The sequence below is a fragment of the Streptomyces sp. NPDC003635 genome (assembly GCF_053587635.1).
In genome coordinates, this window is sequence record NZ_JBSFOK010000023.1 from 54,090 (window position 1) to 79,544 (window position 25,455).

Annotated in this window: 24 protein-coding genes; 15 read left to right on the plus strand and 9 right to left on the minus strand. The window is 71.4% G+C overall.

Features of this window, described 5'->3' with window-relative positions:
* Positions 1-175 precede the first annotated feature (175 nt).
* From ACWDRW_RS22040 to ACWDRW_RS22055, 4 genes are all read right to left on the minus strand, one after another.
* Positions 176-1,834, minus strand: coding sequence for an alkaline phosphatase D family protein (locus tag ACWDRW_RS22040; protein WP_451725517.1), 1,659 nt, complete (start codon positions 1,832-1,834; stop codon positions 176-178).
* Positions 1,835-1,936: 102 nt separating this feature from the next.
* Positions 1,937-2,776 (minus strand): thioredoxin domain-containing protein, encoded by an 840-nt coding sequence (locus ACWDRW_RS22045; protein WP_451725519.1) that lies wholly within the window; start codon positions 2,774-2,776, stop codon positions 1,937-1,939.
* 67 nt (positions 2,777-2,843) lie between these two features.
* Positions 2,844-3,539 carry a hypothetical protein gene (locus ACWDRW_RS22050; RefSeq protein WP_451725521.1) on the minus strand — a complete coding sequence of 232 codons (696 nt, stop codon included), beginning with the start codon at positions 3,537-3,539 and terminating at the stop codon, positions 2,844-2,846.
* A gap of 68 nt (positions 3,540-3,607) precedes the next feature.
* The gene (locus tag ACWDRW_RS22055) at positions 3,608-4,957 is read right to left on the minus strand and encodes a DUF2252 domain-containing protein (RefSeq protein WP_451725522.1); all 1,350 of its coding nucleotides are present in this window, start codon (positions 4,955-4,957) and stop codon (positions 3,608-3,610) included.
* A gap of 170 nt (positions 4,958-5,127) precedes the next feature.
* Here ACWDRW_RS22055 and dnaE point away from each other — a divergent pair, with 170 nt between their 5' ends.
* Positions 5,128-8,667 (plus strand): DNA polymerase III subunit alpha, encoded by a 3,540-nt coding sequence (gene dnaE / locus ACWDRW_RS22060; protein ID WP_451725524.1) that lies wholly within the window; start codon positions 5,128-5,130, stop codon positions 8,665-8,667.
* A gap of 114 nt (positions 8,668-8,781) precedes the next feature.
* Here dnaE and ACWDRW_RS22065 read toward each other — a convergent pair whose 3' ends face one another.
* Positions 8,782-8,946, minus strand: coding sequence for a hypothetical protein (locus ACWDRW_RS22065; protein ID WP_451725525.1), 165 nt, complete (start codon positions 8,944-8,946; stop codon positions 8,782-8,784).
* A gap of 224 nt (positions 8,947-9,170) precedes the next feature.
* Between ACWDRW_RS22065 and ACWDRW_RS22070 the strand changes: the two genes are divergently transcribed.
* From ACWDRW_RS22070 to ACWDRW_RS22085, 4 genes are all read left to right on the plus strand, one after another.
* On the plus strand, positions 9,171-10,388 hold the full coding sequence (locus ACWDRW_RS22070) for an NYN domain-containing protein (protein WP_451725526.1): 1,218 nt from the start codon (positions 9,171-9,173) through the stop codon (positions 10,386-10,388).
* A 106-nt stretch (positions 10,389-10,494) separates the two neighbouring features.
* Entirely contained in the window at positions 10,495-11,469 is a 975-nt protein-coding gene (locus ACWDRW_RS22075) for an ABC transporter ATP-binding protein (RefSeq protein WP_451725528.1), read from the plus strand.
* A 127-nt stretch (positions 11,470-11,596) separates the two neighbouring features.
* On the plus strand, positions 11,597-12,421 hold the full coding sequence (locus ACWDRW_RS22080) for an ABC transporter permease (protein ID WP_451725529.1): 825 nt from the start codon (positions 11,597-11,599) through the stop codon (positions 12,419-12,421).
* Positions 12,422-12,455: 34 nt separating this feature from the next.
* Positions 12,456-13,166, plus strand: coding sequence for a hypothetical protein (locus ACWDRW_RS22085; protein ID WP_451725530.1), 711 nt, complete (start codon positions 12,456-12,458; stop codon positions 13,164-13,166).
* A gap of 179 nt (positions 13,167-13,345) precedes the next feature.
* Here ACWDRW_RS22085 and ybaK read toward each other — a convergent pair whose 3' ends face one another.
* From ybaK to ACWDRW_RS22105, 4 genes are all read right to left on the minus strand, one after another.
* Positions 13,346-13,840, minus strand: coding sequence for a Cys-tRNA(Pro) deacylase (gene ybaK / locus ACWDRW_RS22090; protein ID WP_451725531.1), 495 nt, complete (start codon positions 13,838-13,840; stop codon positions 13,346-13,348).
* 12 nt (positions 13,841-13,852) lie between these two features.
* Positions 13,853-14,593, minus strand: coding sequence for an LON peptidase substrate-binding domain-containing protein (locus ACWDRW_RS22095; protein ID WP_451725532.1), 741 nt, complete (start codon positions 14,591-14,593; stop codon positions 13,853-13,855).
* A gap of 11 nt (positions 14,594-14,604) precedes the next feature.
* A complete protein-coding gene (locus ACWDRW_RS22100; protein WP_451725533.1) occupies positions 14,605-15,618 on the minus strand; it encodes a hypothetical protein in 1,014 nt (337 codons plus the stop codon).
* Positions 15,619-15,726: 108 nt separating this feature from the next.
* The gene (locus ACWDRW_RS22105) at positions 15,727-17,304 is read right to left on the minus strand and encodes an oxidoreductase (protein WP_451725535.1); all 1,578 of its coding nucleotides are present in this window, start codon (positions 17,302-17,304) and stop codon (positions 15,727-15,729) included.
* A gap of 172 nt (positions 17,305-17,476) precedes the next feature.
* Between ACWDRW_RS22105 and hisD the strand changes: the two genes are divergently transcribed.
* From hisD to ACWDRW_RS22155, 10 genes are all read left to right on the plus strand, one after another.
* Positions 17,477-18,802, plus strand: coding sequence for a histidinol dehydrogenase (gene hisD, locus ACWDRW_RS22110; protein ID WP_451725536.1), 1,326 nt, complete (start codon positions 17,477-17,479; stop codon positions 18,800-18,802).
* Positions 18,799-19,905, plus strand: coding sequence for a histidinol-phosphate transaminase (locus ACWDRW_RS22115; protein WP_451725538.1), 1,107 nt, complete (start codon positions 18,799-18,801; stop codon positions 19,903-19,905). The genes hisD and ACWDRW_RS22115 overlap by 4 nt, the downstream gene beginning before the upstream one ends.
* Positions 19,902-20,495, plus strand: coding sequence for an imidazoleglycerol-phosphate dehydratase HisB (gene hisB / locus ACWDRW_RS22120; protein ID WP_037623339.1), 594 nt, complete (start codon positions 19,902-19,904; stop codon positions 20,493-20,495). Before ACWDRW_RS22115 ends, hisB begins: the two co-directional genes overlap by 4 nt.
* Positions 20,492-20,656, plus strand: a complete 165-nt coding sequence (locus tag ACWDRW_RS22125) for a hypothetical protein (protein ID WP_451725539.1) — start codon at positions 20,492-20,494, stop codon at positions 20,654-20,656. The genes hisB and ACWDRW_RS22125 overlap by 4 nt, the downstream gene beginning before the upstream one ends.
* Complete coding sequence (gene hisH, locus ACWDRW_RS22130; RefSeq protein ID WP_451725541.1) at positions 20,653-21,300, plus strand: imidazole glycerol phosphate synthase subunit HisH; 648 nt, start codon at positions 20,653-20,655, stop codon at positions 21,298-21,300. The genes ACWDRW_RS22125 and hisH overlap by 4 nt, the downstream gene beginning before the upstream one ends.
* The gene (gene priA, locus ACWDRW_RS22135) at positions 21,297-22,022 is read left to right on the plus strand and encodes a bifunctional 1-(5-phosphoribosyl)-5-((5-phosphoribosylamino)methylideneamino)imidazole-4-carboxamide isomerase/phosphoribosylanthranilate isomerase PriA (RefSeq protein ID WP_451725542.1); all 726 of its coding nucleotides are present in this window, start codon (positions 21,297-21,299) and stop codon (positions 22,020-22,022) included. Before hisH ends, priA begins: the two co-directional genes overlap by 4 nt.
* Positions 22,019-22,423: a RidA family protein gene (locus ACWDRW_RS22140; protein ID WP_451725543.1), complete on the plus strand. Its 405-nt coding sequence runs from the start codon at positions 22,019-22,021 to the stop codon at positions 22,421-22,423. Before priA ends, ACWDRW_RS22140 begins: the two co-directional genes overlap by 4 nt.
* A complete protein-coding gene (gene hisF, locus ACWDRW_RS22145; RefSeq protein WP_451725544.1) occupies positions 22,420-23,175 on the plus strand; it encodes an imidazole glycerol phosphate synthase subunit HisF in 756 nt (251 codons plus the stop codon). Before ACWDRW_RS22140 ends, hisF begins: the two co-directional genes overlap by 4 nt.
* A gap of 91 nt (positions 23,176-23,266) precedes the next feature.
* Positions 23,267-23,857 carry an ArsR/SmtB family transcription factor gene (locus ACWDRW_RS22150; protein ID WP_451725545.1) on the plus strand — a complete coding sequence of 197 codons (591 nt, stop codon included), beginning with the start codon at positions 23,267-23,269 and terminating at the stop codon, positions 23,855-23,857.
* A 13-nt stretch (positions 23,858-23,870) separates the two neighbouring features.
* Positions 23,871-25,121: an MFS transporter gene (locus ACWDRW_RS22155; protein WP_451725547.1), complete on the plus strand. Its 1,251-nt coding sequence runs from the start codon at positions 23,871-23,873 to the stop codon at positions 25,119-25,121.
* Positions 25,122-25,455 lie beyond the last annotated feature (334 nt).

Sequence of the window (25,455 nt, forward strand, 5' to 3'; positions counted from 1 at the left end):
CTGGCCGCCGCCCGGAGATTACGTGTACATGTTCAAGACACGAGAGAAACGTTTCGGTCAATCGAGATTTCGAACAAACGGGGATGAACAGCCGGTTCCGGCGGGTGGAGTGGCCGGATTCCCTCCCGGTGCGCTCCACCCGCCGTGGCCGAAAGTCGCCTTCGCAACCAGGGTTTTACACGGGGTCGTAGGTCCGCTCGACCTTCTGCGTGCCGCTGCGCGTGCGGTACGAACGGGCCCAGGAGGCCGTCGCGTCGGCCTTGGTGCGGTCGGACAGCACGTAGTAGTCCATCTGCGCGCGCTCGCCCGTGATGTCCAGGACGCCGAAGCCGTGGCGGTCGGTGTCGACCCAGTGGACATGCCGGTTGGCGGCCCTGATGAGCGGTGCGGCGACCGCGGAGACCGTGCCCTGGGGGACCTTCACGATGTCGTCGAGGTTGTCGGAGGTCACCGAGGTGACCACGAACTCCGTGGCGGCCGAGGCGGACAGCGGGTACGTACCGGCGTTCACCGGGACGTCGTTGGCCCACGCCATGTGGATGTCACCGGTGAGGAACACGGTGTTGCGGATGGCGTTGGAGCGCAGGTGGGCGAGGAGTTCACGGCGGTCGTCCGTGTAGCCGTCCCACTGGTCGGTGTTGAGGGCGAGGCCCTCCTTCGGCAGACCGAGCAGCTCCGCCAGCGGCCCCAGCAGGTCGGCGGTGAGCGAGCCGATGGCGAACGGCGAGATCATCACCGAGTTGCCGACCAGCCGCCAGGTGGTGTCGGAGGACGTCAGGCCCGCCTTCAGCCAGTCGAGCTGGGCCCGCCCGGTGAGGGTGCGGTCCGGGTCGTCCACGTCGCCGTTGCCGACGGACGCCTGCTGGGAGCGGAAGGAGCGCAGGTCCAGCAGGGAGAGGTCGGCGAGCTTGCCGAAACGGAGCCTGCGGTAGGTGGTGCCGGCCACGGCCGGGCGCACCGGCATCCACTCGAAGTAGGCCTGCTTGGCGGCGGCCTGGCGGGCGGCGTACGTGCCCTCGGTGCCCTCGGTGTGGTTCTCGGCGCCGCCGGACCAGGCGTCGTTGGCGATCTCGTGGTCGTCCCAGATGGCCACGCAGGGCGCGGTCGCGTGCAGCGCCTGGAGGTCGGGGTCGGTCTTGTAACGGCCGTGCCGGACGCGGTAGTCGGCGAGGCTCAGGATCTCGTGCGCCGGCGCGTGCGGCCGTACGACCGTGTCGCGGGTGCCGTACTCGCCGGTGCCGTACTCGTAGATGTAGTCACCGAGGTGCAGCCAGGCGTCCAGGTCGCCGCGGGCCGCTAGGTGGCGGTACGCGGAGAAGTAGCCGGCCTCCCAGTTGGCGCAGGAGACCACGCCGAAGCGGAGGTTCGCCACGGCCGCGTCCGTCGCCGGCGCGGTGCGGGTGCGCGCCGCCGGGGAGTCGGTGCCGCCGGCGGAGAAGCGGAACCAGTAGTCGGTGGCGGGCGCGAGGCCCCGGATGTCCGCCTTGACGGTGTGGTCGGAGGCGGCGGTGGCCTTCGTGGAGCCCCTGGCGACGACGTGCGTGAACGCCTTGTCCGTGGCGACGGTCCAGCTGACCTCGGTGTCCGGGCCGAGCCCGGAGCCGGGTGTCGCCTCGGGGGTGGGGGTCACCCGGGTCCACAGCAGGACGCCGTCGGGCAGCGGGTCGCCGGAGGCCACGCCGTGCAGGAAGGCGGGGGCTGTCGCGGCCTGGGCGGGTATCGCCGCGGCCAGCGGTCCGGCCAGGACAGCAGTGGCCGCCGCGGCCTTGACGACCGTACGGCGGCGTGGGGTAAGGGTGTTGAGCGGCTCGGATGATCTGTATCGACTGGTCACGAGCGATCACGTTACTGACCAGTATGAACGAGAGCGGGCGAACTCGTAAAAATTCGCCCGCTCTTCGTCTCGCAGTCGGCCGGAGCCGAGGATTCCGGAGGTTCAGGCCTTCAGCGCCGCGTCCACCAGGGTGTTGAACTCGTCCACCGTCATCGGGGGGTTGCCCTGGTCCGTGGTGAGCGTCTTGCCGTCCATCACGAAGCTCGGGGTGCCGGTGACGTCGTCCTTGTTGGTGTCGAAGGTCTTCGACATGGCCAGCGCCCAGGCGTCGTAGGTGCCGTTCTTCACCGCGTTCTGGAACGTGGTGTTGTCCTTCAGGGCGTCGACGGTGTCGGCGATCTCGATGAGGTAGTCGTCGTTCTTGAGCTTGTCGTCCGACTCCTCCGGGTGCCACTTCGCCGAGTACAGGGCCGCCTTGAACTGGAGGAAGGCCTCGTCGCTCACGTTCAGCGCGGCCCCGAGGGCGCTCATCGCGTTCTTGGAGCCCTCGCCGTTGCTGCCGATCTTGTTCTCGCCGAGGGAGTCGCCGTCGAGGAAGGTGCCGCCGACGAACTGGATCTTGTACTTGCCGTCCTCGACGTCCTTCTCGACGGTCGGGCCGACCGCCTGCTCGAACGAGGCGCAGACCGGGCAGCGCGGGTCCTCGTAGACCTTGAGGGTCTTCTTGGCGCTGTCCTTGCCGATGACGACGGTCGTGCCGTTCGTGCCCGTGGTGTTGGCCGGGGCGACGACCTTCTCGTCCCGCACCGCCTCCCAGTGGCCGGGCTTGTTGGACTGGACGACGGCGTAGCCGATACCGCCCGCCGCCGCCAGCACGCCGACGACCGAACAGGCCACCACGATCTGCCGCTTGACCTTGGCGCGCTTCGCCTCGCGCTCACGCTCGGCGCGCAGCCGCTCGCGCGCCGCCGACTTCGCCGCCTGGCTGTTCCGCTTGCTCATGTGGGTTTACTCCATGGGGACGGCACACCTCATGTGTGCGCATGACGTATGGGTGGACTGGTCGTGCTCAGGCGAAGGCGACTGAGCACGGCGGTCCACGCCGTCCCAAGGAGTGCGTGAGGAGCCGCTCACGGCCGGCGGCGGTACGGCGCCGGGGGCGCGGGAGCCGACGGACCGACCGGGCGGGCCGGACCGCGACGGCGGCGACCGCCAGCAGCAGCGGCCGGAAGGTGGTGGTCGCGACCGCCCGCAGCAGCTGGCCCAGCGCGCGCTCACCGCGGCGCAGCCAGGCGGCGGCGACCAGGCCGACCGTGACGTGCGCGGCGAGCAGCAGCCAGGCGGTCTGCGGGTCGGCGTGCGCGAGGAGGGCGGCGAGCCGGTCGGTGCCGGTCCTCTCGGTGACCGTGGTCAGCGCGGTGCCGACCCGGGTGCCGTCGCCGCACAGCACGTCCAGGCCGACCGACCGCAGGGGGCCCGCGACCGGGCCGCCCGCGGCGCCGTAACAGACGTGCTGGCCGGTGGTGAAGACGGTGTCGGCGGCCAGCTCCAGCGGGATCAGCAGGGCGGCGATCCGCCCGAAGCCGCGCTCGCGCCCGGCCAGCGCGTAGGCCACGACGAACACGCCGGCGGCGACCAGCGCCACCGTGTTCAGCGGCAGCGGGACCCGGGACAGCAGCACGTGCGACGCGGTGCTGAGCGTCACGACGAGTGCCGTGAACAGCGCCGCGCGGAGCGCTCGCAGTCGGGTCCCGGATATGTCCATAGCGCTGGAGAGTCTGTCACGGAGGGCTGTAAGGGAGCCCTAAAGGCTCCCTGTGAACGCCCGTTGGGTCACAGGCCGGGGATCCGGCCGTTGCGGAACAGGTCCACGAAGATCTGGTGGTCGGCACGCGCGCGTGCGCCGTAGTCGTGCGCGAAACCCACCAGGAGCTCGGCGAAGCCGTCCTCGTCGGCGGCGATGGCCGCGTCGATGGCGCGCTCGGTGGAGAACGGCACCAGGGACTCGCCGGAGGTGTCGTCGGCCGCCGAGTGCATCGACGCGGTGGCCCGGCCGAGGTCCGCGACGACCGCCGCGATCTCCTCCGGGTCGTCGATGTCGCCCCAGTCCAGGTCCACGGCGTACGGCGAGACCTCCGCGACCAGCTGGCCCGAGCCGTCCAGCTCGGTCCAGCCCAGCCACGGGTCGGCGTGCGCCTGCAGCGCGCGCTGGGAGATCACCGTGCGGTGGCCCTCGTGCTGGAAGTAGTCCCGGATCGCCGGGTCGGTGATGTGCCGGGAGACGGCCGGGGTCTGGGCCTGCTTGACGTAGATCACGACGTCGTTCTCCAGGGCGTCGCTGTTGCCCTCCAGCAGGATGTTGTACGACGGCAGCCCGGCCGAGCCGATGCCGATCCCGCGGCGGCCGACGACGTCCTTCACGCGGTAGGAGTCCGGGCGGGTCAGGGAGGACTCCGGGAGCGTCTCCAGGTAGCCGTCGAAGGCGGCGAGCACCTTGTAGCGGGTGGCCGCGTCCAGCTCGATGGAGCCGCCGCCCGGGGCGAAGCGGCGCTCGAACTCCCGGATCTCGGTCATCGAGTCCAGCAGCCCGAACCGGGTCAGCGCGCGGGCGTCCCGCAGCGCGTCCAGCAGCGGGCCCTGGGCGGTGTCCAGGGTGAAGGGCGGCACCTCGTCGCTCTTGGCGCCGGTCGCCAGCGCGTGGATCCGCTCGCGGTACGCGCCCGCGTAGACCCGCACCAGCTCGGTGATCTGCTCGTCGCTGAGCGCCTTCGCGTACCCCACGAGCGCCACGGAGGCGGCGAAGCGCTTGAGGTCCCAGGTGAAGGGGCCGACGTAGGCCTCGTCGAAGTCGTTGACGTTGAAGATCAGCCGGCCGGTGGAGTCCATGTACGTGCCGAAGTTCTCCGCGTGCAGGTCGCCGTGGATCCACACGCGCGAGGTGCGCTCGTCCAGGAACGGCCCACTGAGTATCCTCCCGCCACCCCGCCCGGCGTTCTCGGCGTCCAGGTCGTGGTAGAAGAGGCACGCGGTACCGCGGTAGAACGCGAACGCGGAGGCCGCCATCTTGCGGAACTTCACGCGGAACGCGGCCGGGTCGGCGGCCAGGAGCTCGCCGAACGCGGTGTCGAAGACGGAGAGGATCTCCTCGCCGCGCTGCTCGTCGCTGAGCTTCGGAACCGACATCGCTGGGTGCCTCCTGGTGCGGTGCGTGGACGACAGCGTCTCTGCCGTCTCCAACGCACGACCGTACGTCGGAGTGCCCGCCGAGTGTCAGTGCCGCGGCATAGACTTCGACGCTGACCCCAGAACTGTCCGCCAGCCCGTCGCCGAGTGTTTCCCCTGGAGGGCCCACCGTGTCAAAGCCGCCGTTCACGCACCTGCACGTCCACACCCAGTACTCGCTGCTGGACGGTGCCGCGCGGCTGAAGGACATGTTCAACGCGTGCAACGAGATGGGCATGACCCACATCGCCATGTCCGACCACGGCAACCTGCACGGCGCGTACGACTTCTTCCACTCCGCGAAGAAGGCCGGGGTCACCCCGATCATCGGGATCGAGGCGTATGTCGCCCCCGAGTCCCGGCGCAACAAGCGCAAGATCCAGTGGGGCCAGCCGCACCAGAAGCGGGACGACGTCTCCGGTTCGGGTGGTTACACCCACAAGACGATCTGGGCGGCGAACGCCACCGGTCTGCACAACCTCTTCCGGCTCTCCTCGGACGCCTACGCCGAGGGCTGGCTGCAGAAGTGGCCCCGGATGGACAAGGAGACCATCTCCCAGTGGTCCGAGGGGCTCATCGCCTCCACCGGCTGCCCCTCCGGCGAGCTCCAGACCCGACTGCGCCTCGGCCAGTACGACGAGGCCCTGAAGGCGGCGGCCGAGTACCAGGACATCTTCGGCAAGGACCGCTATTTCCTGGAGTTGATGGACCACGGCATCGAGATCGAGCGCCGGGTCCGCGACGGACTGCTGGAGATCGGCAAGAAGCTCGGCATCCCGCCGCTGGTCACCAACGACTCGCACTACACCTACGCGCACGAGGCGGGCGCGCACGACGCCCTGCTGTGCATCCAGACCGGCAAGAACCTCTCCGACCCCGACCGCTTCAGGTTCGACGGCACCGGCTACTACCTGAAGTCCACGGACGAGATGTACGCCATCGACTCCTCGGACGCCTGGCAGGAGGGCTGCCGCAACACCCTCCTGGTGGCCGAGCAGATCGACACCACGGGCATGTTCGAGAAGCGCGACCTCATGCCCAAGTTCGACATCCCCGAGGGCTACACCGAGGTCACCTGGTTCAAGGAGGAGGTCCGCCGCGGCATGGAGCGCCGCTTCCCGGGCGGCATCCCCGAGGACCGCCAGAAGCAGGTCGACTACGAGATGGACGGCATCATCCAGATGGGGTTCCCGGGGTACTTCCTCGTCGTCGCCGACTTCATCATGTGGGCCAAGAGCCAGGGCATCGCGGTCGGTCCGGGCCGTGGCTCGGCGGCCGGTTCGATCGTCGCGTACGCCATGGGCATCACCGACCTCGACCCGATCCCGCACGGACTGATCTTCGAGCGGTTCCTGAACCCCGAGCGCGTCTCCATGCCCGACGTCGACATCGACTTCGACGAGCGCAGGCGCGTCGAGGTGATCAGGTACGTGACCGAGAAATACGGCGCCGACAAGGTCGCCATGATCGGCACCTACGGCAAGATCAAGGCGAAGAACGCCATCAAGGATTCCGCGCGCGTGCTGGGCTATCCGTACGCCATGGGCGACCGCCTCACCAAGGCGATGCCCGCCGACGTCCTCGGCAAGGGCATCGACCTCGACGGCATCACCAACCCCTCGCACCCGCGCTACAGCGAGGCCGGCGAGATCCGGGCGATGTACGAGAACGAGCCGGACGTCAAGAAGGTCATCGACACCGCCAAGGGCGTCGAGGGCCTGGTCCGGCAGATGGGCGTGCACGCCGCCGGCGTCATCATGTCCAGCGAGCCGATCGTGGACCACGCCCCGATCTGGGTGCGGCACACCGACGGCGTGACCATCACGCAGTGGGACTACCCGCAGTGCGAGTCGCTCGGCCTGCTGAAGATGGACTTCCTCGGCCTGCGCAACCTGACGATCATGGACGACGCCGTCAAGATGGTGAAGTCCAACAAGGGCATCGAGCTCGACCTGCTGGCGCTTCCGCTCGACGATCCCACGACCTTCGAACTGCTCCAGCGCGGTGAGACGCTCGGCGTCTTCCAGTTCGACGGCGGCCCCATGCGCTCGCTCCTGCGCCTGATGAAGCCCGACAACTTCGAAGACATCTCCGCCGTCTCGGCGCTCTACCGTCCCGGCCCGATGGGCATGGACTCGCACACGAACTACGCGCTGCGCAAGAACAAGCTCCAGGAGATCACCCCGATCCACAAGGAGCTGGAGGAGCCCCTGGAAGAGGTCCTGGCCGTCACCTACGGCCTGATCGTCTACCAGGAGCAGGTGCAGAAGGCCGCCCAGATCATCGCCGGGTACTCGCTCGGCGAGGCCGACATCCTGCGCCGCGTGATGGGCAAGAAGAAGCCGGACGAGCTGGCCAAGAACTTCACCATCTTCCAGGCCGGCGCCCGCAAGAACGGCTACAGCGACGAGGCCATCCAGGCCCTGTGGGACGTCCTGGTCCCCTTCGCCGGCTACGCCTTCAACAAGGCGCACTCGGCCGCGTACGGCCTGGTCTCGTACTGGACCGCCTACCTCAAGGCGAACCACCCCGCCGAGTACATGGCCGCGCTGCTGACCTCCGTCAAGGACGACAAGGACAAGTCGGCGATCTACCTCAACGAATGCCGTCGCATGGGCATCCGGGTGCTCCCGCCGAACGTCAACGAGTCCGTGCACAACTTCGCCGCCCAGGGCGACGACGTGATCCTCTTCGGCCTGGAGGCCGTGCGGAACGTCGGCTCGAATGTCGTCGAGTCGATCATCAAGAGCCGCAAGGCCAAGGGGAAGTACGCCTCCTTCCCCGACTACCTCGACAAGATCGACGCGGCCGCCTGCAACAAGCGCACCACCGAGTCGCTGATCAAGGCGGGTGCCTTCGACACGCTCGGCCACACCCGCAAGGGCCTCACCGCCCAGTACGAGCCGATGATCGACAACGTGGTCGCGGTCAAGCGCAAGGAGGCCGAGGGCCAGTTCGACCTCTTCGGCGGCATGGGCGACGAGGAGAGCACGGAGCCCGGCTTCGGTCTCGACGTGGAGTTCTCCACCGACGAGTGGGACAAGACCTATCTGCTCGCCCAGGAGCGGGAGATGCTCGGTCTGTACGTCTCCGACCACCCGCTCTTCGGTCTGGAGCACGTGCTCTCGGACAAGGCGGACGCGGGCATCGCCCAGCTCACCGGAGGCGAGCACGCGGACGGCGCGGTCGTCACCATCGGCGGCATCATCTCGGGCCTGCAGCGCAAGATGACCAAGCAGGGCAACGCCTGGGCCATCGCCACCGTCGAGGACCTCGCCGGTTCCATCGAGTGCATGTTCTTCCCGGCGACCTACCAGCTCGTCTCCACGCAGCTCGTCGAGGACGCGGTCGTCTTCGTCAAGGGCCGCCTGGACAAGCGCGAGGACGTGCCGCGGCTGGTCGCGATGGAGCTGATGGTCCCGGACCTGTCCAACGCGGGCACGAACGCGCCGGTGGTCCTCACCATCCCGGCGACCCGGGTCACCCCGCCGATGGTCAGCCGGCTCGGCGAGATCCTCAGCCATCACAAGGGCGACAGCGAGGTCCGGATCAAGCTGCAGGGTCCGACCAGGACGACGGTCCTGCGCCTGGACCGGCACCGGGTGAAGCCGGACCCGGCGCTCTTCGGCGATCTGAAGGTGCTGCTCGGCCCGTCCTGCCTGGCCGGCTGAGCGGCGACGCGTGAGCGAGGACGCCTGAGCGAGGACGCGTGAGAAGGGCGCACCCCATGTATCGGGTGCGCCCTTCGCCATGTGCCTGGGCTGCAACAGCCCGTTATGAAGATGTCAGTTGTGACCGAAGCGCTTCTGCCGGCCCTTGTGGGCCATGTCGCCGGGCGTCACCTGGGACATGCGCTGCTCGGCCTGCTGCTCCATGGAGGACTGCTGGGCCTGCTGCTGTCCACGCTCGGACTGCGGCTGCTTCCGGTCCTGCTTCTTGTTCTTGGCCATGGTGATCTGCCTCCTGTGGGGGATCTAGGGGCCAGGGCCGCGACCAGATTCACATAGGCCGACAGAGAACGCATTTCGGACAATTACCGTCCGTGACGGCGCTCGCTCGAGCCGCTCACCCCGAAACGCCACGCCGAAGATCGAGTTCCGGCCGTTAACCTTCGCGCGGTCGGGCAGACTCGAAGGAAGCCCGAAGCAAACCTCCCGGAAAGAGGGTGGATCGCGTGGACCGCTGCATCGTCCTGGTGGACGCCGGGTATCTGCTGGGGGCCGCCGCCTCTCTTCTCGCCGGAGAGCCCTCCCGGTCCCGGATCACCGTCGATCACACGGCCCTCATCCAGGGCCTGCGCGAGCGCGCCGAGTCGGACACCGAACGTCCGCTGCTGCGCATCTACTGGTTCGACGGCGCCCCCGACCGCGTCCCGCAGCCCGAGCACCGCAGGCTGCGGGTGATGCCCCGGGTGACCGTCCGGCTCGGCGCGCTGACCCGCAGCGACGGACGCTGGGCCCAGAAGGGCGTGGACGCCGCCATGCACGCCGAGCTGACCGAACTGGCTCGCAACAGGGCCTGTTCGGACGTGGTGCTGGTGACCGGGGACGGTGATCTGCTGCCGGGCATGATGGCGGCGAAGGAGCACGGCGTCGCCGTGCACCTGTGGGCCGTGCAGGCCGCGGACGGCGACTACAACCAGTCCGAGGACCTCGTCGCCGAGGCCGACGAGCGGCGCGTGCTCGACCGTACGTGGATCACCAAGGCCGTACGCGCCAAGGAGCTCGGAGGGATCTGCGCGCCGCCGCCCGTGCCGCGGCCCGAGATCGCCGCGATCCTCTCCGCGCCGCTGCCCGACTCCGCGCTCGCCGGAACCGAGCGGCCCACCGAGGAGCGGGAGCACCGGCAGCCGGCCGCCGCCACGGACAACGGCACGCAGGAGCGGGTGCCCGCGCCGAAGGGCGTGCCCACGCCGAAGGACCTGGCCGCCCTACGCGGCCCCGGAGCGCCGCCGGCCACGCACCCGGCCGGGGCGACGCTCAGGTGGTCCTCCGACAAGGGCTGGGTGGACCGGCCCGGCACCGCGGCCGAGCCGCCCGAGATCGCGTCCATGCCGACGCTGGCCCAGGTGACCACGGCGGAGCAGCGGTGGGCCGACCGGGAGGAGGACATCACGACCGTCGGCGGGGACCCGTACGAGGTAGGGCAGGTGTTCGCGCGGCGGTGGACCGGACGGCTCGGGGACCAGGGCCATCTGCAGAAGCTGTCCGGGATGTACCCGCGGATCCCCCACCGGATCGACGGGGAACTGCTCAGATACGCGGCCCGGTTCGGGCTGCTCGCCCACAAGGACGACCAGATCGACGAGCACGACCGGTACGCGATCCGGGCCGGGTTCTGGCGGGAGATCGATGTCCGGACCGCCGCGGAGCACGCGCCGGCGGGGGAGTGAAACGGCACATACGCCGCCCCAGGGGCGAGCGGCGCCTCCCGACCCCGTAGGCTCATCCCTTGTGAGTACGCGCGCGGGACAGGCACTTCGGCCCAAAGGGGATGTCGTGTGTGCCGTGCGCGGGCTGACCAAGACCTATCCGGCGACGCGGGCGCGGCGCGGCACGCCGGGCACTCCCGAGGTGCGGGCCACCGACGACGTGGGGCTGGACATCCGGCGCGGTGAGATCTTCGGCCTGCTCGGGCCGAACGGCGCCGGCAAGACCACGCTGGTACGACAGCTGACCGGGCTGATGCGACCCGATCGCGGCAGCGTGGAGATCCTCGGGCACGACATCGTGCGGCACCCGGAGCGGGCCGCGCGGATCCTCGCCTACCTCGGCCAGGAGTCGACCGCGCTCGACGAGCTGACGGTCTCCCTCGCCGCCGAGACCACCGGACGGCTGCGCGGCCTCGACGTGCGCGCGGCGCGGGCCGAGCGGGACGCCGTGCTGGAGGAGCTGGGCCTGACCGAGCTGGCCGCCCGGCCCCTGAAGAAGCTCTCCGGCGGGCAGCGGCGGCTCGCCTGCTTCGCCGCCGCGCTGGTGGGACAGCGGCCGCTGCTCGTCCTCGACGAGCCGACCACCGGGATGGACCCCGTCGCGCGGCGGGCGGTCTGGTCCGCCGTCGACAGGCGGCGGGCCGAGCACGGCACGACCGTGCTGCTCGTCACCCACAACGTCATCGAGGCCGAGACCGTGCTGGACCGGGTCGCCGTGCTCGACCGGGGGCGGGTGATCGCCTGTGACACCCCGGCCGGGCTGAAGGAGCAGGTCGCCGGGGAGGTCCGGGTCGATCTGGTGTGGCGCGACGCGGCGCCGCTGCACGTGCCCGAGGTGGCCGCCCTCCAGGACCGGGTGGTGGAGTCGGGGCGCCGCTGGACTCTGCGGCTCGCCCCCGAGGAGGCCCGCGCGGTCGTCGCCACCGTCACCGGCGGGGCCGCGTTCTCCGCCCTCGACGACTTCACCCTCGCCACGCCCAGCCTGGAGGACGTGTACCTGGCGCTGGGCGGGGCCGCGCAGCAGGGGTTGGTGAAGGCTTGAGCGGGACTGGGGCAGGCTTGGGTGTCGTGGGGTTCGGCTCGAGTGCCGTCGGTGCGGGCTTGAGTACGAAGTGCGTCGCATCCGTACGGAACGGGACAACCGCCGGAGCGAAGAGGAGCAGCGCCACGTGAGTGTCGTACCCGCCGAGGTTCTGCCGGCCGGCACGCTGGCCGCGGACGAGACGCCCGTCACCGACGCGGCCGAGCTCGGGCCGCGGGCCCGGCTGTGGCCGTCGCTGTGCGCCGTGTACCGGGCGCAGCTGTCGCGTGCGCGGGTCGCCCGGATCCCGCTGCTGTTCGTGGCGACCTTCCAGTCCGTCGGGATCATGATCCTGATGCGCGGAGTCGTGGACGGCGGGGACGAGGCGCGGGCCGTGGTGGCCGGGTCCTCGGTGCTCGTGGTCGCCTTCGTCGCCCTGAACCTGCTCGCCCAGTACTTCGGGCAGCTGCGGGCGAGCGGAGGGCTCGATCACTACGCCACCCTGCCGGTCCCGCCCGCGGCCGTGGTCCTCGGGGCGGCGGGGGCGTACGCCTCCTTCACCGTGCCCGGGACCGTGGTGACGGCCGTGTTCGGGTGTGTGCTGTTCGGCTTGCCGCTGGCGCATCTGTGGGTGCTGGTCGCGGTGATCCCGCTCGCGGGGGCAGCCCTCGCGGGGCTGGGGGCGGCGCTGGGGCTGCTCGCGCCCCGTCCTGAACTGGCCACCGTGCTGGGGCAGTTGGGGATGTCGGCGGCGCTGCTGCTGGGGGTTCTGCCAGCCGAGCGGATGCCTGAGGCGGTGCGGCTCGCGCGGGATCTGCTGCCGTCGACGTACGGCGTGGAGGCCTTCGCGCGGACCTTCGGGGAGCGGCCGGACTGGGCCTTCGTCCTCGGTGATCTCGCCGTGTGCGGGGTGGTGGGCGTCGTGTCGCTGGCCGCGGCCACCTGGGCGTACCGTCGGGCGGCCGTCCGGTGACGCGGGGCACAGGCGGGCCTGGCACGATGTCAGGGTGACCGCACCGTTGACTCCTCCTCCGCCGCCGCGTGACCAGCCCGCGAACTCCGCGTGGCAGCAGCCGCACGCGTCGTCCTCCTCCCCCTCTCCGTACGGGCGGGGGGAGTACGAGTACGGGTTGCCGCCGGTCTCGTACGGCCAGGACGGGCCCGGGATGAAGGCCGAGCTGCGGGAGGCCGCCGTGGTGACGGTGGTCGTGGCGGTGGCCGGGGTGCTGCTCGGGGTGCTGTGGTGGTGGCTGGCGCCTCGGGTTCCGCTGGTGGGGGACGTGGTCGACGGGGGCTGGGCCGTCTACTTCAAGGACACCGAAGGGGAGCAGGCGGTGGGGGTGGACGGGACGTTCACCCTGCTGGCGCTGGCCTTCGGTGCGGTGAGCGCGGTGGGGGCCTTCCTCTGGCGGCGGCGTGGCGGCGTGCCGTTGGTGGTGGCTCTGGCGCTCGGTGGCTTCCTGGCGTCCCTGCTGGCCTGGCGGGTCGGGGTGTGGCTGGGGCCGTCGCAGGACGTGATCGCCCATGCGAAGGACGTGGGCAAGGGGGTGACGTTCTCGGCGCCGCTGGAGCTCGACGCGAAGGGGGCGTGGCTGGTGTGGTCCATCGCCGCGCTGGTGGTGCACCTCGGCCTGACGGCGCTGTTCGGGCCTCGGGATCCGGACCCGTACGACCAGCTGGAGCGGCCGTCGGACGGGTACGGGGCGCCAAAGGCGTAGCGCGCTTGTTCCTCGCCCTCGCCGCCCCTGCCCGTCCCCCTGCGCTCTTGGGGGCCGCGTCCCCTACGCCGGGCGCCTGCCGTGGTTCGCCCGGCCCTTCCTGACGCGCCATTTGCGTTTCCGCGTTTTCTTCGACATGCCTTCTCTGCTTAACCGAGGAAGCGCGGGTCGTCGAGGGGTCAGGCGCGGGCGATGGGGGCGAGGGTCGCTTCGGTGAGGGCGGCCAGGGTCGTGGGGGAGAGTTCGATCTCCAGGCCTCTGCGGCCCGCCGAGACGCAGATGGTCTCGTGCGTCGTCGCGGAGGCGTCCAGGACCGTGGGGAGTCTCTTGCGCTGGCCGAGGGGGGAGATGCCACCCCGGACGTAGCCCGTGGTGCGCTCCGCCAGGGTCGGGTCGGCCATCGCCGCCTTCTTGCCGCCCCGCGCCGCCGCCAGGGCCTTCAGGTCCAGCTGGCCCGCCACCGGGACCACCGCCACCGTCAGCTTGCCGTCGACCTCCGCCACCAGCGTCTTGAAGACCCGGTCGGGGGAGACGCCCATGGCCTGCGCCGCCTCCTCGCCGTAGGAGGGGTGCGACGGGTCGTGCTCGTAGGCGTGGGTCGTGAAGTCGGCGCCCGCCGCCGTCAGCGCCACCGTCGCCGGAGTCCCCGCCGACTGCTTCTGCTTCTTCGCCATGCCGGTCTTCCCTCAGTTCAGACTCGTCGGCGTGCGCGTCAGTTCCGCCGCCGGCAGTGACGGCAGGTTACGGATGATCGACGTCTCCGCGCGCAGCAGTTTCAGCTCGTCCCGCAGACGGGAGGCGGTGTCGGGGGCCTGGAGCAGGCGTTGCTTGGTGGGGGTGTCCAGCATCATCGCCGCCGCCACCAGGTACGACACCACCGACGGCTCGTCCGGCAGGTCGGCCCCGGGGGACAGGGAGCGTTCCCGCGCCCCCGCCAAGCGCTTCTGGTACTGGCGGAACGCCCGCAGCACGCCCTCCGCCAGCGCGCCCGCCTCGTCGCCCTGGTCCTCCGGCAGTTCCTCCAGCTCCGCCGTCAGGAACGGGCCCGTCGCGTCCACCGACAGCAGCCGTACCCGCGTCGTCCCCGTCGCCAGGACCTCGAACGTGCCGTCCGCCCGCTCCCGGATCGTCGCCGCGTCGGCCACACAGCCCGTGGAGTGGAAGGACTTCAGCGGCTCCGGGCCGAAGCCGGCCGTGGGCCCGCGCTGCGGCAGCGCCGTCGGATCGGGCATGCCGGGCGCGCTCGGTGCCACCTCGTGGCCGTCGCGGATCGCCACGACGGCGAAGCGGCGCGGTTCCTCGTCGGGGGTCTTCAACAGGTCGCGCATCATGGCGCGATAGCGCTCCTCGAAGATGTTCAGCGGGAGCACCAGACCCGGGAAGAGCACCGAGTTCAGGGGAAAGAGCGGGAGACGGACGGTGGTCACGACGCAAGAGCCTAATGGTCCAGGGAGGGTGCGCGTCCGGGGTGCCCGGTGATCGGACCGCCGGACGCGGTCCGGAGCTCGTCCCGCACGCGCATGCAGTGGCCCAGCGGGTCGTCCGCGAAGCGGCCCCAGGGGAACGTCGTGGCGTACGGGCCGGTCAGGCGCAGTTGCTCCAGGGCGTCCGGGCGGCGGTTCAGCCGCACCAGGACGTACGTCAGGAGGTTGCGCAGCTCCGCCGGCCAGGGGTCGGCCGGGGGCAGGGTCGCGGAGAGCGCGATGGCCCGGTCCGCCGCCTCGTCCAGCTGCGCCCTCGGCACTTCGGGGCCGCAGCCGTCCGTCAGGTAGGCGAACGCCGCGCGCAGTGGCAGCGCCTGGACCAGGGAGCCGGGCGGGGCGTCCTGCGCGGCGCGATCGGCGAAGTCCAGGCACTCGACGTGCGAGCCGTGCCAGGAGGAGGCCAGATAGCGCAGGGCCGCCACATGGCAGCCGTAGTGGTGCGGGGCGCGGCGCATCGCGGCCTCCCACAGCTCCTCCACGTAGCGCGGTCCGGCCTGGGCGCCGCGCGCGTGGTCGAGGGCGATCCGCCAGGGCACGGGGTCCCGGTCGTCACCGTGCGCCGCGGCCGTGACCAGCGGGCTCACCTCGCGCAGCAGCTCGGCCCGGGCCGGGGACCGCCAGGCGCGGTCCACCCGCAGCTGTGCGTCCACCACGAGGCGGTCCGGATCGTGCGGTGCGGCGGCGCACCAGGACTCGAACCACTCGGGGCGGGCATGGGCGAAGGCGGCGAGGCGGGCCGTGTAGCGGTCGCGGCGCTCCCATTCGCGGGCCGCCCGGGTGGCGGCCAGCAGCGCGGAGGCCGGGCCGTGGTCGCCCTGGGCGGCCGCGACCAGCGCGGGGCCCAGCCGCGCGTCGGGCGCGTCCAGCAGCACCTCGTCGTCGGCGCGGGGGACGACGGCGGAGGGCGCGGTCCTTGTCATCCGCGGACCGCGGATGAACGGCAGCAGCAGAGCCATGGTGTCGACCATTGAAAAGCCGCAGGTCGGGACGGCGCCAGAGGCTTCGGGGAAATCGCGGAAGGTTGTACAGCCCCGGGTCAAGGAAAGGTAAAGAAGGGTGAAGGGTGAGGCCAGGGCTCAGTTCCTGCGCAGCAGCCGAGTCGCGCCCGCCGCCACGGTCGTCGCCAGGATCCAGCCCAGCAGGACCATCGCCGCCGCCAGCCATTGCCAGCCGCCCTTGAGCTGCCAGAAGCCGACCTGCCCCAGGTCGATGACCGGAAGCAGCAGGTCCAGGGCGAACAGCGTCGGGTTCCACTCCGGATGCTCACCCCGCTTGATCGGCGGATGGCCGCCGCGCGCGAACGCCACCGAGCCCGCCGCCCACAGCACCGCCATCCACACCGCGGCCCGCCCCGGCCGGTACCCGTAGGCGACCGTCCAGTCCTGCGCGTACCCCCACAGCTTCGCGGCGATCGGCAGGCTCTCCCGGCGCCGGCGCTGCTTGGCGAGGAGCACCTCGCGGGCGTCCTCGTCCTCACCGCCCGTCCGCAGCACCGTGGCGAGCCGTTCGTACGGCTCCGGGTTGTACTCGGCGGTCGCCGCGGCCACCCACTCCAGCCGCTCGGCCAGCGGGAAGGGCCCGCGCGGCACCAGGTTCTCGTACGAGAAACCGCCCATGTGCAGCCGCCCGGGGCCCGGCCAGGCGTCCGCCCGGTCCATCAGGTTGACCACCCGCGCCCCGGACAGCACCACCGTGCCGCGCGCCGGCCGCTCCCCGAGGAAGCGCAGCTCCGGGGTCTGGACCCGGCGCAGCGACAGTTCCTGCTCGTCGGTGAGGCTGAACCGGGCCCGCTCCATGTCGACCGCGTCCCCGAACCGCCCGTCGTCCAGTCGCACCCCGCCCTGGCACTCGAAGCGCTGGATCCGTGTCCCGCGGGCCGGGGTCGTGCCGCTGAGCAGCGGGTTCCCGAGGCCGGCCGGGGTGAGGTAGAGCGAGCGCTCGACCGTCAGCTGGGGCGCGTTGAGCGCCAGCCGGGTGTACGGGTTGGCCAGCCGTGCCCCGCGCAGGCTCAGCGAGACGCCGACCTTCGCGCTGCGCAGGCTCAGCTCGCCGTGCGACTCCAGCAGCTCGGCCTGGAGGTCCTGCCCCACCGTCATGCCGTCCCCGGCGATCGAACGGCCGCTGCGGTCGCGGTACACGATCGCCTGGTTGAGCAGCAGATCGGTGCCGATCTGGGCGTCGGTGAGCCGGATGCCGTTGTGGAAGCGGCAGCGCGGCAGGTGCAGATCGCCCTCGGTGTGCACCCGCGCCGCCTCGAGCCGCGGCACCGCGCAGTCCACCAGCCGCATGGTCGTGAACCGTGCCTCCGGCAGCAGCACGTCCCGGTCGAAGCGGCAGCCCTTCATCTCGACGTACGGCACCACGGTGCCGCCCGCCAGGTCCAGGCTGCCGCTGATCCGCACGCCGACGAGCTTCAGCGACGACACCCGGCCGGCCAGGGCGGGCGGTCCGTCCAGCAGCAGCCAGCACACGATGCGGGCCCGCACGGTCCGCTCGGGCCCCCAGGGGTGCCCTCCGTGCGGATCGTCGACGACGGTGTCGCCGCAGCTCAGGTCGTACACGGTGCCGTTGCGGAAGGCCTGCCACATGCCGGCCTCGGCGGCGGTCAGATCGTCCGGCAGGTCTCCGTCCCGGATGCCGGCCCCCTCGGTCACGGTGTTCCCTTCCTCCCCGGCCGCTCATGTGTTTTCGTACAACCGTTCATGCCCTCTCGGTGACGGACGGAACGCTAACGGTGAAGGGGATCTTCCGGCTGCTCGGTACGGTCTGTATCAGCCATTGATACGCGCGGACGGTGCTCGATCCCGGTCTGAGAGAATTGACCGCGTGATCTCCCGAATCGATCTGCGCGGCGACGCCCTCCCCGAGGGCCCCGCCCTGCGCGACCTGCTGCCCCGAGCCGACTTCGACGTTCAGGCCGCCCTGGAGAAGGTGCGTCCGATCTGCGAGGCCGTGCATCATCGTGGCGACGCGGCGCTGATCGACTTCGCCGAGAAGTTCGACGGGGTCAGGCTCGAACAGGTCCGGGTCCCGGCGGAAGCGCTCGCGAAGGCCCTTCAGGAGCTCGACCCGGCCGTCCGCGCCGCTCTGGAGGAGTCCATCCGGCGCACCCGTCTGGTCCACCGCGCCCAGCGCCGGACGACCCACACGACCCAGGTGGTGCCCGGCGGCTCGGTCACCGAGAAGTGGGTGCCGGTCGAGCGGGTCGGGCTGTACGCGCCCGGCGGGCGGGCCGTCTACCCGTCTTCCGTGATCATGAACGTCGTCCCGGCCCAGGAGGCCGGCGTCGAGTCGCTCGCCCTCGCCTCCCCGGCGCAGGCCGAGTTCGGCGGCCTGCCGCACCCGACGATCCTGGCCGCCTGCGCGCTGCTCGGCGTGGACGAGGTGTACGCGGCGGGCGGCGCGACCGCCGTCGCGATGTTCGCCTACGGCACCGAGTCCTGCCCGCCCGCCCCCATGGTCACCGGGCCCGGCAACATCTGGGTCGCCGCCGCCAAGCGCTACTTCACCGGCAAGATCGGCATCGACGCCGAGGCCGGCCCGACCGAGATCGCGATCCTGGCCGACGCGAGCGCCGACCCGGTGCACGTCGCCTCGGACCTGATCAGTCAGGCCGAGCACGACCCGCTGGCCGCCGCCGTCCTGGTCACCGACTCCGTGGAGCTCGCGGACGCGGTGGAGAAGGAGCTGGAGCCGCAGGTCGCGGCCACCAAGCACATCGACGACCGGATCGTCCCGGCGCTTCAGGGCAAGCAGTCCGCGATCGTGCTCGTGGACGGCGTCGAGGAAGGGCTCCGGGTCGTCGACGCGTACGGCGCCGAGCACCTGGAGATCCAGACGGCCGACGCGGCCGCGGTGGCCGAGCGCGTGCGCAACGCCGGCGCGATCTTCATCGGCCCCTGGGCGCCCGTCTCCCTCGGCGACTACGCCGCCGGGTCCAACCACGTCCTGCCCACCGGCGGCTGCGCCTGCCACTCCTCGGGCCTGTCCGTCCAGTCCTTCCTGCGCGGCATCCACATCGTCGACTACACGAAGGACGCGCTGGCCGAGGTCGCGCATCACGTGGTGACGCTGGCGGAGGCGGAGGACCTCCCGGCGCACGGCGCGGCGATCAAGGCACGGTTCGGTTGGAAGGTACCCGAGAGCAAGTGACTGGCATCGACGATCTCCCCGTACGGGACGAGCTGCGCGGCAAGTCCCCCTACGGCGCGCCCCAGTTGGACGTGCCGGTACGGCTGAACACCAACGAGAACCCCTACCCGCTGCCCGAGCCGCTGGTCGAGCGGATCGCCGAGCGGGTGCGCGACGCGGCCCGGAACCTCAACCGCTACCCGGACCGGGACGCCGTGGAGCTGCGCACGCAGCTCGCCAAGTACCTGACGGACACGTCCGGTTACGAGGTGGGCCTGGCCAACGTCTGGGCGGCCAACGGCTCCAACGAGGTCATCCAGCAGCTGCTCCAGACCTTCGGCGGCCCCGGCCGGACCGCGATCGGCTTCGAGCCGTCGTACTCGATGCACGGGCTCATCTCCCGCGGCACGGGCACGGGCTGGATCTCCGGTCCCCGCAACGACGACTTCACCCTCGACGTGGCGGCCGCCCGGCAGGCCATCGCCGAGCACCGGCCGGACGTCGTCTTCATCACCACCCCCAACAACCCCACGGGCAACGCGGTCCCGCCCGAGACGGTCCTCGCGCTGTACGAGGCCGCGCAGGCGGCGAAGCCGTCGATGGTCGTCGTGGACGAGGCGTACATCGAGTTCAGCCACGGCGACTCGCTGCTGCCGCTGCTGCAGGGGCGGCCGAACCTCGTCATCTCCCGCACGATGTCGAAGGCCTTCGGCGCGGCGGGCCTGCGCCTCGGCTATCTCGCCGCGGACCCCGCCGTGGTCGACGCCGTCCAGCTCGTACGGCTGCCCTACCACCTGTCCGCCGTCACCCAGGCGACCGCCCTGGCCGCCCTGGAGCACACCGGCACCCTGCTCGGCTATGTCGAGCAGCTCAAGACCGAGCGCGACCGGCTGGTCGCCGAACTGCGGGCCATGGGGTTCGAGGTCGTGGAGTCCGACGCGAACTTCGTGCAGTTCGGGCTGTTCGAGGACTCCCACACCGCCTGGCAGCAGATCCTCGACCGCGGTGTGCTGGTCCGGGACAACGGCATCCCCGGCTGGCTGCGGGTCTCCGCCGGTACCCCCGAAGAGAACGACGCGTTCCTCGACGCGGTCCGTGAACTGAAGAAGGAGCAGAGCGCATGAACCGCGTAGGACGCGTGGAGCGCGTGACGAAGGAGACCTCGGTCCTCGTCGAGATCGATCTCGACGGGTCCGGCAAGGTGGACGTGGCGACCGGTGTCGGCTTCTACGACCACATGCTCGACCAGCTCGGTCGGCACGGTCTGTTCGACCTGACGGTCAAGACCGAGGGCGACCTGCACATCGACTCGCACCACACCATCGAGGACACCGCCCTCGCCCTCGGCGCCGCCTTCAAGCAGGCGCTCGGGGACAAGGTGGGGATCTACCGCTTCGGCAACTGCACGGTCCCGCTGGACGAGTCGCTCGCCCAGGTGACCGTCGACCTGTCCGGCCGCCCGTACCTCGTGCACACCGAGCCCGAGAACATGGCGCCGATGATCGGCGAGTACGACACCACGATGACCCGGCACATCCTGGAGTCCTTCGTGGCCCAGGCGCAGATCGCGCTGCACGTGCACGTGCCCTACGGGCGCAACGCGCACCACATCGTGGAGTGCCAGTTCAAGGCGCTGGCCCGGGCCCTGCGCTACGCCTCCGAGCGCGACCCGCGCGCGGCCGGCATCCTCCCGTCCACGAAGGGCGCGCTGTGAACGGCCTCTCCACCGTCCTGATCGTCGTCGGGCTCTTCCTGCTCGGCGGGGTCTACTCCTTCTTCAAGCAGGAGATGCCGAAGAGCCTGATCGTGCTGCTGTCCATCGGCGCCGGGATGTGTCTGGTCGCCGGTGTCCTGAGGCTGGAGGTGTGGAATTGACCGCGGCTTCGAGCAAGAAGGTCGTCGTCTTCGACTACGGCTTCGGCAACGTCCGGTCCGCCGAGCGCGCCCTCGCGCGCACCGGCGCCGAGGTCGAGATAACGCGTGACTTCGACAAGGCCATGAACGCCGACGGGCTGCTGGTGCCGGGCGTCGGTGCCTTCGCCGCCTGCATGACCGGTCTGCGCGAGGCGCGCGGTGACTGGATCATCGACCGCCGGCTGTCCGGCGGGCGCCCGGTGATGGGCATCTGCGTCGGCATGCAGATCCTCTTCGCCCGGGGCATCGAGCACGGCGTGGAGAGCGAGGGCCTCGACGAGTGGCCCGGCTCGGTCGAGCCGCTGCAGGCCGACATCGTGCCCCACATGGGCTGGAACACCGTGGAGGCGCCGGCCGACTCCGAGCTGTTCGCCGGCCTGGACGCGGACGCCCGCTTCTATTTCGTGCACTCCTACGCGGTCCACGACTGGACCCTGGAGACGCACAACGCGGCGATCCGCGCCCCCAAGGTCACCTGGTCGACGCACGGCAAGCCCTTCGTGGCCGCCGTGGAGAACGGCGCCCTGTGGGCCACGCAGTTCCACCCCGAGAAGTCCGGCGACGCCGGAGCCCAGCTCCTCACCAACTGGATCGGAACCCTGTGAGCAAGCTCGAACTCCTCCCCGCCGTCGACGTCCGCGACGGACAGGCCGTCCGCCTCGTGCATGGCGAGTCCGGCACCGAGACCTCCTACGGCTCCCCCCTGGAGGCGGCCCTCGCCTGGCAGCGCTCCGGCGCCGAGTGGCTGCACCTGGTCGACCTGGACGCCGCGTTCGGCACCGGCGACAACCGCGAGCTGATCGCCGAGGTCGCGGGCGCGATGGACATCAAGGTCGAGCTGTCCGGCGGCATCCGCGACGACGCCTCCCTCGCGGCCGCCCTCGCGACGGGCTGCACGCGCGTGAACCTCGGTACGGCCGCCCTGGAGACCCCCGAGTGGGTCGCCAAGGTCATCGCCGAGCACGGCGACAAGATCGCGGTGGGCCTGGACGTACGCGGCACCACGCTCCGCGGCCGCGGCTGGACCCGCGACGGCGGCGACCTCTACGAGACGCTGGAGCGTCTCAACAGCGAGGGCTGCGCGCGCTACGTCGTCACCGACATCGCCAAGGACGGCACGCTCCAGGGCCCGAACCTGGAGCTGCTCAGGAACGTGTGCGCGGCCACCGACCGGCCGGTCGTGGCCTCCGGCGGCGTGTCGTCGCTGGACGACCTGCGTGCCATCGCCGAGCTGGTACCCCTCGGTGTCGAGGGCTCCATCGTCGGGAAGGCCCTGTACGCGAAGGCGTTCACCCTGGAAGAGGCCTTGGAGGCTGTGGCGTCATGACGTCCGACGGCGTACGGCGGGTGCAGAGCGGAAGTCCCTGGGAAGAGAGCTTCGGATGCGCACGCGCCGTCGCGGCGGGCGACCGGGTGCTGGTGGGCGGCACCACCGCCTTCAAGGGGCCGGTGCTCTACGGGGAGGGCGATCCCTACGAGCAGGCCAAGGTGGCGTTCACCAGTGCGCTGGAGGCGATCGCCGAGTTCGGCCTCGGGCCCGAGTCGGTGATCAGGACCAGGATGTTCCTCACCCATCAGCGGGACGTCGACGAGGTGGGCCGCGCCCACCACGAGCTGTTCGGCTCGGTACGCCCGGTCGCGACCCTGCTGGTCGTGGAGGGCTTCGTCGACCCGCGCATCCTGGTCGAGGTTGAAGTAGAGGCATTCAGAGGAGCCGTGGATTCATGACCCTGGCGGTCCGAGTCATCCCCTGCCTGGACGTGGACAACGGCCGGGTCGTCAAGGGCGTCAACTTCCAGAACCTGCGCGACGCGGGCGACCCCGTCGAGATGGCGAAGGTGTACGACGCCGAAGGCGCCGACGAGCTGACGTTCCTGGACATCACCGCGTCGTCCGGCAACCGGGAGACCACGTACGACGTCGTGCGCCGCACGGCCGAGCAGGTCTTCATCCCGCTGACCGTGGGCGGCGGTGTGCGCACCGCCGAGGACGTGGACAAGCTGCTGCGCGCGGGCGCGGACAAGGTGGGCGTGAACACCGCCGCCATCGCGCGTCCGGAGCTGATCCGGGAGATCGCCGAGCGGTTCGGGCGGCAGGTGCTGGTGCTGTCGGTGGACGCGCGGCGCACCGCGTCCGGGAGCTTCGAGGTGACGACGCACGGCGGCCGCAAGGGCACCGGCATCGACGCCGTCGAGTGGGCGCACCGGGCGGCCGAGCTGGGCGCCGGGGAGATCCTGCTCAACTCGATGGACGCGGACGGTACGAAGGACGGCTACGACCTCGAGATGATCGAGGCGGTGCGCAAGCACGTGAGCGTGCCGGTGATCGCCTCCGGCGGCGCCGGAAGGCTCGGCGACTTCGCCCCGGCGATCGAGGCGGGCGCCGACGCGGTGCTGGCGGCCTCGGTGTTCCACTTCGGTGACCTGCGCATCGGTGAGGTGAAGCAGGCGCTGCGGGGGGCCGGGCACCCCGTTCGCTGAGTTCGCCGGCCTCGCCGGGATCCCTCAGTTGAGAAAGGAAAGTTGCGCAAAATATGTTGTGCAACTTTTCTTTCGCATCTACGGTGGGGGCATGGCAGACAAGGACGGGAACCGGAGGATCACGGATCTGGGCACGCTCAAGGCGCTGGCCCATCCCCTCCGCTCCAGGCTGTACCGCCACCTCACCGTGGCCCGCGTGGCCACCGCCTCGCAGCTCGCCGAGCAGGTCGACGAGGCGGTGTCGCTGGTCAGCTACCACCTGCGCAAGCTCGCCGAGCACGGTCTGGTCGAGGCGGCCGAACCGCGCAGCGCCGACGGCCGGGAACGCTGGTGGCAGCCCGCCTCGGAAGGTGTGAGCATCCGCGACGAGGACTTCCGGGACGCCCCCGACAAGGCCGCGGCGCACACCGCGGCCAGCCGGCTCTTCGCCGACCAGCGCATGGACATGTACCGGCGCTGGCTGGAGGAGCGGACCGGCTGGGACGAGCAGTGGAACCGCACGGCCGCGTCCACCGAGGCCACGCTCCGGCTCACCGCGGACGAACTCGCCGAGCTGGAACGGGAGATGCTCGCGCTGCTGCGTAGGTACGAGCAGCGGGGCCGGGCCGCCGAGGCCGCCGGTGAGGCCGAGGGCCGCGAGAACGTCGCCGTGCACACGTACGCCTTCCCGTTCCGCGTCTGAGAGGCAAGCCGCCGTGACCGCCACGCTCACAGCCCCGCCCGACGTCACCCCCCGGCCCGCCCACCGCGACGGCAACATCCTGCGCTGGCTCGCCGCCTACACCTCCTCGATGATCGGCGACAGCGTCTACTACATCGCCCTGTCCTGGGCCGCCGTCCAGGCCGGTTCGGCGTCGCAGGCCGGTGTGGTCATGGCCGTCAGCGCCGTGCCGCGAGCGCTGCTGATGCTCGGCGGGGGAGTGCTCGCCGACCGGCTCGGGCCGCGCCGGGTCGTCATCGGCAGCGACGTCGTGCGCTGCGCGGCCGTCCTCGCGGTGGCGGCGCTGCTGTTCCTGACCAGCCCGGGACTGTGGCCGCTGGCTCTGCTCGCGCTGGTGTTCGGCACCGTCGACGCGGTGTTCATGCCGGCCGTGGGCGCCCTCCCCGCGCGCGTGACGTCCCGCGACCAACTCGCGCGCGTGCAGGGCATGCGAGGGCTCGCCATCCGCTTCGCGAGCGTCGTCGGCGCCCCGCTCGGCGGGCTCGGGGTGGCACTCGGTGGCGCGGCGGCGGCGTTCGCGCTCGCCGGGCTGCTCATCGCGGTGTCGGTGCCCCTGCTGATCGCCGTACGGGTGCGGGAGCTGCCCGCCGACGACCAGGCGCCCGCGCGCGGGGACACCGCCTGGCGGGACCTGATGGGCGGGCTCCGCTACATCCGCCGCCACCGCGTGCTCGCCCCGCTGATGCTGGCCATCGCCCTCGGCGACCTCGGCTTCGTCGGTCCGCTCAACGTCGGTCTGACCCTGCTCGCCGACGAGCGCGGCTGGGGCGCCGCCGGGATGGGCTGGGTGCTCGCCGGGTTCGGCGTCGGCGCCGGGGCCGCCTCCCTGCTGCTGACCGTGCGCGGGCGCCTGCCGCACGCCGGGCGGGTGGCGGGGTGCGCGATCATCACCGGGTCGGTCGCGATCGGGGCCCTGGCCTACGCCCCCGGGCTGCTCGCGGCCGTCGGGGTCGCCCTGCTCGTCGGACTGCTCGCCGGGCTCAGCGGCGCCATGTGCGGCGCCCTGCTGCAGACCCAGGCGGACCCCGCCTACCTGGGCCGGGTCACCGCCGTCGCCTCCCTGGTCAGTCTGGGCTTCGCGCCGCTCAGCATGCCGCTGTCCGCCGCCGCCGTCGGCGCCTGGGGCACCGGCCCGGTCTTCGTGGTCAGCGCCGCGGTGTGCGGGCTCGGCGGGGTGATCGCGCTGTGCGTACCCGACCTGCGCCGCGCCGAACTCCCGCGGTAGGCGGCCCCGGATCCGCGCTGGGTTCCCGCGACGGGTGGCCGGATCCGCGTCGGGTTCCCGCGGTGGGCGGCCCCGGATCCGCGCCGGGCTCAGGCGGTGGGCGGCCCGGGATCCGTGGCGGGCTTCCGTGGTGGGCGGTCGGATTCACGCCGGGCTCCCGCGGTGGGCGGCGCCGGATCCGAGTTGGGCTCCCGCGGTGGGTGGCCCGGGATCCGTGGCGAGCTTCTGCGGTGGGCGGCCGGATTCACGCCGGGCTCAGGCGGTGGGGGGCGCCGGATCCGCGTCGGGCTCAGGCGGTGGGCGGCCCGGGATCCGTGGAGAGCTTCTGCGGTAG